Raw genomic sequence first — 6,736 nt, forward strand, 5'->3', positions numbered from 1 at the left:
GGGCTTGGGCCGACGCATCCCACAATTGCGGGGCGCTAGTCGGTAGCAGCGCGTGGCGATTGTCCTACAGGATTTTCAGCCATTTCTTTCCGAACTTTTAGGGGGATCGCTGACCTGTCCGACCCTGTTGGTTCGCAGGACGGTGCGAAGTGGGCAGGGTTGTCCGGGTTTCACGTGTCACGCGGGTTTCGGGGCCGGTGCTTGAATACGCGCCAAATCACGTGAGATGGATCTTATGAACCAATTTGCTGCCGATGCGGCGGACGGTCTGTCCGCGATTTCCAAGGCCTTCCCGCTGACCGCTGCCCAGCGCGACATCTGGCTTGATCAACTGCGTCAGGGGAATTCGCCGATGTACAACATCGGTGGTTATGTCGAAATGACCGGTGCCCTTGACCCTGGGTTGATGCACGCGTCCCTGGAAGGCCTCGTGGCCCGGCATGACGCCCTGCGCACCAGCCTGCTGCTGGGTGCCGGTGAGCACGGTCTGCCGTTGCAGCGTTTTGCGTCTTCGATGCCGGTGCCGATGCCGTTCCATGACTTCAGCGCCCATCCCGAGCCGGAGGTTGCGGCGCGTCGATTGACTCAGGAGCGCATCGAACAGCCGTTCACGCTGGACGGTGGGCCGTTGTTCCGTTTCTGCCTGATCCGTCTCGATGATCGCTGCCATTGGTTTTCGCTCCAGGCCCACCACCTGATTGTCGATGGCTGGGGCTTTGGCGAAATGCTCAAGTCCCTCGACGAGATCTACAACGCCTTGGCGCTCGGGCAACAGCCGCCGGATTCGGCGCCGTCCTATGTAGACTTCATCCATGACGACGCACGGTATTACGAGTCCGCCCGCTATGCGCGTGACCGTGCGTACTGGCTGGAAAAATACCGGCATCTTCCCGAGCCGCTGTTGTTGCCGCGCTATCAGGAACGCTTTGCCGGCGCTGCGGCACCGACCCGGATTTTCTCGCAGGTGTTTCCGGCACGCCTGCACGAACGCATGAAGCAGGTGGCCGGGGAGTACGGCGCATCGGCGTTTCATGTGCTGCTGGCAGCGATCCATGTGTACTTCAGCCGCAGCGCCCAGCGTGACGAATGGGTGGTGGGCGTGCCGCTGCTCAACCGTTCCGGCGCCCGGTTCAAATCGACCCTGGGGCTGTTCACCCAGGTCAGCGCGGTGCGCATGGGGTTCGGTCGCGAGTTGTCGTTCAAGGCGCTTATCAAGGCGATTGGCGATGAGTTGAAACAGGATTTCCGCCATCAGCGTTTCCCCCTCAGCGAGATGAACCGCGCACTCGGTCTGCTGCGCGAGGATCGCTCGCAGCTGTTCGAAGTGACCGTGTCCTACGAGCGTGACGCACATGAGTACCGCTATGGCGATGCGCAGGGGCGGGTGGTCAAAGTATCGAACCACGAAGAGGGCACGCCATTGTCCGTGCACCTGCTGAGCAGCCGGGGCGACGACGAGGACAGTTTGTACATGGTGTACAACGAGGCCTACTTTGACGCCGATGAAATCGCGGCGCTGAGCGGGCGCTTGCTGTGGGTGCTGGAGCGGGGGCTTGAAGAACCGGCGCTGGCGGTGGGCGATTTCAGCCTGAGCCTGCCGGCCGAAACGGCGCTGTTGCAGCAATGGAATGACACACGCGCGGAATACCCTCAAGACCTGACCATCCACCAGCGCATCGAAGCGCAAGCGGCGACGCGACCGGATGCGGTAGCGGCAGAGTTCCAGGGCTTGCGGCTGACCTATGCCGAGCTGAACCGACAGGCCAACGCCCTGGCTCATCATTTGATCGGGCTCGGTGTACGACCCGATGATCGCGTGGCGCTGGTCGCCCGCCGAGGGCTGGACACGCTGGTCGCGCTGTTGGCAATCCTCAAGTCCGGCGCCGGTTATGTACCGGTCGATCCGGCTCATCCCGCAGAGCGGCTGAGCTATTTATTGAGCGACAGCGCTCCGGTGGTGGTCCTGACCCAGCGCGATTTGCGCGAACGCTTGCCGGTGCTGGACGTGCCAGTGATCGAAATCGATCCGCGCGGCTGGCCGATCAACGATCTCAATCCCGACGTCCCGGGGCTGACCACCGCACACCTGGCCTACGTGATCTACACCTCCGGCTCCACTGGCCAGCCCAAAGGCGTGATGGTCGAACATCACACGCTATCGAATCTGGTCGACTGGCACTGCTCGGCCTTCGATCTGTGCGCTGGTCGCCACACTTCAAGCCTCGCCGGCTTCGGTTTCGACGCCATGGCCTGGGAAGTCTGGCCCGCGTTGTGCGCCGGCGCGACCCTGCACCTGGCGCCATCCCGTGACGGCGGCGAAGACATCGACGCGCTGCTCGACTGGTGGCGTGCGCAACCGCTGGACGTGAGTTTCCTGCCGACCCCGATTGCCGAGTACGCCTTCAGCCGCCACCTCGAACACCCGAGCCTGCGCACACTGCTGATCGGCGGCGATCGCCTGCGCCAGTTCAATCGCGAGCAGACGTTCGCGGTGATCAATAACTACGGCCCGACCGAAGCCACAGTCGTCGCCACCTCGGGCCGAATCGAGCCGGGCCGGACACTGCACATCGGCAAACCCGTGAGCAATGCGACGGCCTATCTGCTGGATGACCGACAGCGTCCGGTGCCGATTGGCGTGGCCGGCGAGCTGTACGTCGGTGGCGCCGGCGTAGCGCGGGGTTACTTCAATCGCCCTGAGCTGACCGCCGAACGTTTCCTCGACGATCCATTCAGCCGCCAGCCCAACGCGCGGATGTACCGCACCGGCGACCTCGCACGCTGGCGCCCGGACGGCACCCTCGAGTACCTGGGGCGCAACGACGATCAGGTGAAAATCCGTGGCGTGCGCATCGAGCCCGGTGAAATCGAAGCCGCGTTGAGCAGCCACGAATTCGTGCGCGATGCGGTGGTGCAGGTGCGCGACGGGCAGTTGCTGGCCTGGTTCACCGAACGCCAGCCGCTGGATATCACGCAGTTGCATGCTCACCTCAAGACCCGTCTGCCCAGCGCCATGCTGCCATCGGCTTACGTGCGTTTGACGGCGCTGCCCCTGACTGCCAACGGCAAGCTGGATCGCCAGGCGTTGCCGGCACCGGGGCCGGAGGCTTTGATCCGCCGCGACTATGAAGCCCCGCAAGGCGACGTCGAAATCCTTCTGGCACAGATCTGGGCCGAGGTGCTGCAAGTCGAAAAGGTCGGGCGTCACGATCACTTCTTCGAACTCGGCGGGCACTCGTTGCTGGCGGTCAACCTGATCGAGCGCATGCGCCAGCTCGGCATGAGCAGCGATGTGCGCGTGCTGTTCGGCCAGCCGACATTGGCGGCACTGGCCGCGTCGGTGGGCAGTGGTCGCGAAGTTGAAGTGCCGGCCAATCGCATTCCGCCGGGTTGCACGCAGATCACCCCGGACCTGTTGCCGTTGGTAGAACTGGATCAGGCCACCCTCGACCGGACCATCGCCACGGTGCCGGGCGGGGCGGCCAACGTGCAGGATATTTATCCGCTGGCGCCGTTGCAGGAAGGCATCCTTTATCACCACATCACCGCCGCGCAGGGTGATCCGTACCTGCTGCAATCGCAGCTGGCGTTCGACAGCGTCGAGCGGGTCGAGGCCTATGCGGCCGCGCTGCGTCAGGTCATGACGCGCCACGACATCCTGCGCACTGCCGTGGTCTGGGAAGGTTTGACCACCCCGGTGCAGGTGGTCTGGCGCGAAGCCGAACTGCCGGTGCAGGAAATCACCCTCGATCCGGCCGAGGGCGATGTTCTCGCGCAACTGCATGCGCGCTTCGATGCCCGACGTTATCGCATCGATGTCAGTCAGGCGCCGCTGATCCGGCTGATGTATGCGCGCGACCCGGCTCACGGGCGAATCGTGGCCATTCTGTTGTTCCATCACCTGGCACTGGATCACATCGCCCTGGAAGTCCTGCGTCATGAAATGCGCGCCAACCTGTTGGGGCTCAACGAACCGCTGCCGCCAGCGGTGCCGTATCGCAATTACGTGGCCCAGATCCGACTCGGTGTCAGCGAGCAGGAACACGAAGCGTTCTTCCGCGAAATGCTCGCCGACATCGACGAGCCGACCTTGCCGTTCGGTTTGCAGGACGTACAGGGCGACGGTCGCGGTATCGATGAAGCCGTACGCACGCTTGCGCCAGAACTGGATCGGCGTTTGCGCCTTCAGGCGCGGCAGGCGGGCGTCAGCGTGGCCAGCCTGATTCACCTGGCCTGGGCGCAGGTGCTGGCGGCGACTTCGGGGCAGGAACGTGTGGTGTTCGGCAGCGTTTTTATGGGCCGGATGCAAGGCGGCGAGGGCGCTGATCGGGCGCTGGGGGTGTTCATCAATACCTTGCCATTGCGAGTGGACATGGACCGGGGCGCGCGCGATGCCGTGCTGCTCACCCACGCCCGACTGACCGATCTGCTCGGGCACGAACATGCGTCACTGGCGCTGGCCCAGCGTTGCAGCGGCGTTGCGTCGCCGGCGCCGCTGTTCAGTGCGTTGCTCAACTATCGACACACCGACATTGAGGTACAGGAGTCGGCGTCGGACCCAGCCTGGCAAGGCATCCAGACCCTGGATAACGAAGAACGTACCAACTACCCGATGACCTTGAGCGTCGATGATCTGGGCAGTGCTTTGCAGATCACCACGCGCACCCTGATCAGCATCGGTGCGCAGCGCATCGGCGACTACGTGCAAACCGCGTTGCAGGCACTGGTCGATGCCCTTGAGCAGACACCGCAACAGCCGCTGAATCGCTTGCCGATCCTGCCGGCGACGGAGCTTGAGCAACTGCTGGTCGAGTTCAATGCCAGCGAAGTCGATTGCCCGCTCGATCAGCCGCTTCAGGTGCTGTTCGAGCAACAAGTGCAACGCAGACCCGACGCCATCGCCTTGCAGGCCGGGGATCAACAGCTGACCTATTGCCAGCTGAACGAACAGGCCAACCGCTTGGCGCATCATCTACGCGAGCACGGCGTGCAGCCCGATTCGCGGGTGGCGATCTGCGTCGAGCGAAGTCTGGACCTGGTGGTCGGTCTGCTCGGCATTCTCAAGGCCGGCGGTGCTTACGTGCCGCTGGATCCGGACTATCCGCTGGATCGCTTGCATTACATGTTGCAGGACAGCGCGCCGGTTGCGGTGCTGGTCCATGACGCCACCCGCAATTTCTTGGGCGATCCGGGTGTGCCGGTCATCGATTTCGACCGTTGCACCTGGCAGCACGCGTCCGCCGACAATCTGCAAATACCGGGTCTGAACGCTTCAAACCTGGCCTATATGATCTACACCTCAGGCTCCACCGGCACGCCGAAAGGCGTGATGATCGAGCACCGAAGCGCTTGCAACATGGTGCACTGGGGTTCGCAGATCAGTCTGCCGACCGGGCACGGCGCGCTGTTGCAGAAGGCGCCGTTCAGTTTCGACAGTTCGGTGTGGGAGATTTTCTGGCCGCTGTGTTCCGGACTGCGGCTGGTGCTGGCGCGTCCCGACGGCAATCGCGATTCGGCCTATGTGACCCAGGTGATTCGCGAACGGCAGATCACCGTGGTCAAGTTCGTGCCGGCGCTGCTGCAACAGTTCATCGAACAGGACGATGTCGGCCAGTGCACCAGCCTGACCGATGTGCTCAACGGTGGTGGTGAACTGACTGCCGCGCTGGCCCGGCGCGTGCGCGAGCGCCTGCCGTGGGTGCGTCTGCACAACGTCTACGGCCCGACCGAAACCACGGTCGACAGCACCGGCTGGACGCTGGAACCGGATCAATCGGTGCCGGAAGCCGTGGTGCCGATCGGCAAGGCGTTGAGCAACACTCGGCTCTATGTGCTGGACGCCCACGATCAACCGGTGCCATTCGGTGTCAGCGGTCATCTGCACATCGGCGGGGTCGGGGTTGCGCGGGGGTATCTGGGCTTGCCGGACATGCAGGCCGAGCGCTTCATCGACAGCCCGTTCGTGGCCGGTGATCGCCTGTACCGCACTGGCGATCTAGTGCGTTACCGGGCGGACGGCAACCTCGAATTCCTCGGGCGCAATGACTTCCAGATCAAGCTGCGCGGCCTGCGTCTGGAACCGGGGGAAATCGAAGCGCGGCTGATCGAACATCCGGCGGTGCGTGAAGCGGTGGTGCTGGTGCGGGACGAGCGACTGGTGGCGTATTTCACCGTACGCGAAGGCTTCGACGCGCCTCCCATCGAAACCTTGCGTGCCCATGTGCTCGAGCGTTTGCCGGAGTACATGGCGCCGGGTGCCTACGTAAAGCTCGACGCGCTGCCACTGACCCCCAACGACAAGGTCGACCGCAAGGCCTTGCCGGCACCGGGGGCGGAGGCGGTGCTCAGTCGTCGCTACGAGGCGCCCGAGGGCGAAGTCGAAATCCGGCTGGCGCAGATCTGGGCCGAGGTGCTGCAACTGGAGCAGGTCGGGCGTAACGACCACTTCTTCGAACTCGGCGGGCATTCGTTGCTGGCTGTCAGTCTGGTGGCGCGCATGCGTCAGGCCGGGCTGCACGTCGATGCGCGGACGCTGTTCAGCCAACCGACCCTGGCCGCGCTGGCGGCTCAGACTTCGGCGCAGGCCAGACAGGTGGAAGTCCCGCAAACCACCATACCGACGCTCAACCGCAAACGCCGGCTCTGAGCCGACATCGGCGTCGATTCGCGGTTCCCGCGGATCGACGCCATGACTGTCCGGTCACGGGGCTTGTCCCCGCTTCCCATGTCAGACACC

1 protein-coding gene is annotated in these 6,736 nt (G+C 63.9%); it reads left to right on the forward strand.

The annotated features are described in order from the left end of the window. Positions 1–235: 235 nt before the first annotated feature. Positions 236–6,646 carry a non-ribosomal peptide synthetase gene (locus QR290_RS12825; RefSeq protein ID WP_289205089.1) on the forward strand — a complete coding sequence of 2,137 codons (6,411 nt, stop codon included), beginning with the start codon at positions 236–238 and terminating at the stop codon, positions 6,644–6,646. Positions 6,647–6,736 lie beyond the last annotated feature (90 nt).

It is taken from the genome of Pseudomonas fluorescens (assembly GCF_030344995.1).
GTDB lineage: Bacteria > Pseudomonadota > Gammaproteobacteria > Pseudomonadales > Pseudomonadaceae > Aquipseudomonas > Aquipseudomonas fluorescens_BF.